At 49.2% G+C, this 1,741-nt stretch carries 4 protein-coding genes; 1 reads left to right on the plus strand and 3 read right to left on the minus strand.

Going from position 1 to position 1,741, the window contains the following annotated elements:
- Positions 1–138 precede the first annotated feature (138 nt).
- From WA429_RS21100 to WA429_RS21110, 3 genes are all read right to left on the minus strand, one after another.
- Positions 139–441 (minus strand): hypothetical protein, encoded by a 303-nt coding sequence (locus WA429_RS21100; protein WP_287466870.1) that lies wholly within the window; start codon positions 439–441, stop codon positions 139–141.
- A 42-nt stretch (positions 442–483) separates the two neighbouring features.
- Positions 484–861, minus strand: coding sequence for a hypothetical protein (locus WA429_RS21105; RefSeq protein WP_287466872.1), 378 nt, complete (start codon positions 859–861; stop codon positions 484–486).
- Positions 862–1,025: 164 nt separating this feature from the next.
- Entirely contained in the window at positions 1,026–1,361 is a 336-nt protein-coding gene (locus WA429_RS21110; protein ID WP_336107896.1) for a hypothetical protein, read from the minus strand.
- 163 nt (positions 1,362–1,524) lie between these two features.
- Here WA429_RS21110 and WA429_RS21115 point away from each other — a divergent pair.
- Positions 1,525–1,741: hypothetical protein (locus WA429_RS21115; RefSeq protein WP_336107897.1), on the plus strand; the 217-nt coding region annotated here is incomplete at its 3' end.

A 1,741-nucleotide genomic window follows, 5' to 3' on the forward strand; every position in this document is an offset into this window, starting at 1 on the left:
TGATAAAATCACTTAATTTGAGCCGGAAAAGCGCGATAAGTGCAAGTTTGACGGATTATAAGTGCAATCCTCTATACCTAACGGGCTGAATATCTGTTCAACGACCAGTCCGCTCACGTTTCGAAATAGACCGATGGCTCATGACTTCTCAGCATTCGTGTCCCGATAAAAGCGAGCGTAAACCGATTCAATAACAGCATCGGTCCAGCCAATTTGTCCTCCCATGTGTGCAGCTAACCACTTTGGGACGACACTCTCCTGCTTGACGCCACGGAGTGTCTTGCTCTTCTCTCCCCACTTCTCGGGGACAGGTGCATCGCTTCCGTTAGCCACGAAGGCTTCGAGCTCCTTCTTTTCTTCCGGGCTTAATGCATTCCACAACGCTGTTCGCTCTGGTGTCCACGCGTTACGCCCAAAAGTCCCACCACCTTCTTCTGACAAGGTTATTCCTCTTGCTCTAAATGCATCCGTGATTGCCAGTCTTTACAGTGCAAAGATTGTTGGGACAATAACGAAGAAGATAATAGCAACCCAATCGATCAACTGCTTATTCTTTAATGCCACGCGCTCATATCTGCCATGGGCCAGGTCTTGGATCCAGCGACACAAATAGAATGTGAATCCAGCGCAAGCCGCCAGGGCCACTCCCCCGAAGCCGCGACCGAACAAACCCGCCGCTCCAGTTATCAGTATTATGGCTACCCATGCCATCGTTGCTTCGGTTCCCCCCTTCGAATTCATACCGATCCATGTAGATAACACGAATACTAAGGCGCTAATGCCCAGAACCTTGAGCACTGTCTTGACCGGCTGCCTTGGAAACAGTTTGTCTGCTTTTTCTCGGAGGTTTGTCGTTTGCATTTCACTTTGCCTATAAGTTTCTATCTTTTCGGATTGGAAAAACTGCTCGCATAGGTAGCACTGTTTCAATTGTATGTGTTTAATTTCTCGGGAAAACTTTTTACACGGACTCTTCCAGAGCTAGTTCGCCTCGCCCAATGGTGTCCCTGTCTCAGATGCTCATCTCAGTGAGCAGGGTCAGCTGCACGGTTCTTCTCTTCAAAGCATTCTTGCGCGGCTACGTAGTCAATTCCGTCACCTGTCGTGTTTGGCTTCGCACATCGGGCAATATCGGCAATCACACCGAGCTCTTTTGATTGGAAGGCCTTTACAAACCTCCTCTGTTGAGCTTGCGCAGCCGACGCTTGTTCCACGCGACACTGCTCCGACTTTCCGTTTGCAGCACAGTACACCGCGATTTTTTCATCTAACGTTTGTGGATCTGCAGTTGCCGGCGAAATGTTTGCGGCAAGAACTGCGGCACAAACCAGGCAAAATATGCTACTTTTACGGGAAGTCACGTTTGTGTTCCTTTCGTGGATTGCTCCGAGGCAACACAAACTACCGCTATTTGCTCCTACTCTTGTGCCGATCCGGTCCATTTTTTGGTTCGGATCGGCACAAGCATGCACCCGATGACCTCTATTTTGACCGGTGGAAAAACTCCAACCCAGTGAGATGACAATGAAAGTGAAAACATCCCTTCGAGTGGCTGCATTTTGCATTTCTGGCCTACTTGCTCTACCTGCCTTGGCCGGTGGATGGAACAATGCAAAGAACACAGCTGATGATGAGGTTTATTTCGACAATCGAGTGACGTTCTACTGTGGCTGCGGATTCGCACAGAAGGTTCATGACATCATTGTCATTTTCACGGGTTACAACCAGACGTGCCTGGGTG

The organism is Thalassospira sp. CH_XMU1420-2 (assembly GCF_037029325.1).
In the GTDB taxonomy this organism is placed as follows: Bacteria; Pseudomonadota; Alphaproteobacteria; order Rhodospirillales; family Thalassospiraceae; genus Thalassospira; species Thalassospira povalilytica.